The following is an 873-nucleotide window of genomic DNA, read 5'->3' as shown; positions in this document are numbered from 1 at the left end:
GATTTGTCTCCGCGCTTGCTGATGCCTAGCAGCTTGGCCTTGCCGCCTGTCGAGTGCTGCCGCGGCACCAGACCCAGCGAGGCGGCAAAGTCGCGCGCATGCCGTACCCCTTGGCATTGCCGACATCGGCCGCCAACTGGCTGGCGGTGATCGGGCCGATGCCCGGCACCGTCATCAAGCGCCGCGCCACATCATCCTGTTTAGCCTGAGCGGCGATCTCGCGATCCAGCGCCTCGATCTCCTGCAGCAGCAGATCGTGGTGCTGCAACTGTTTCTCCAACACGCGCCAGGCGCCTTCGGGCAAGGCAGCATCGTGTTCTCTCAGCAGCACATGCGCTTGCTGCGCCAGGCCGAACGCCAGCAGCAAGGCGTGAATCTGGTTGCCGGTCTGCACCCGCTCGCGGATGCGCGCTTCACGCAAACGGTGCAGCGCCGACTGAGCCTGCTGTTCGGGCGATTTCACGGCGACGTAGCGCATGGTGGGACGCGATGCGGCTTCGCAAATGGCCTGGGCATCGAGAAAATCGTTCTTGTTGCCTTGGACGAAGGGACGCACGTATTGCGGCGCGATCAACTGGACGGTATGGCCGAAGCCGGCCAGCTTGCGGGCCAGCCAGTGCGCGCCGCAACAGGCCTCCATGACGATGCGGCAGGGCGGGTGGCGGGCGAGGAAGTCGATCAGGGAGTGGCGGCCAAACTGGCGTTTGAGCAAGATATTGCCGTGGACATCGTGTGCCACCAGGTAAAAGCTGTGTTTGCCGATATCGATGCCGATGAGGGTGATGGTAGCCATGAGAACCTCCTGCGCAGAAAGGGAAACCGCCCTGCTAGCTACGCCAGCAGGGCGGTTGAGTCGGGCTGACCATCACATTA

The 873-nt window shown here is 63.3% G+C and carries 1 pseudogene; it reads right to left on the bottom strand.

The window, feature by feature from the left end:
• A pseudogene (locus C2134_RS10965) lies at positions 1-793 on the bottom strand (IS110 family RNA-guided transposase); the annotation flags it as partial.
• Positions 794-873 lie beyond the last annotated feature (80 nt).

The organism is Chromobacterium sinusclupearum, assembly GCF_002902845.1.
Taxonomy (GTDB): Bacteria; Pseudomonadota; Gammaproteobacteria; order Burkholderiales; family Chromobacteriaceae; genus Chromobacterium; species Chromobacterium sinusclupearum.
This window is presented reverse-complemented; position numbering and strand designations above follow the sequence as displayed.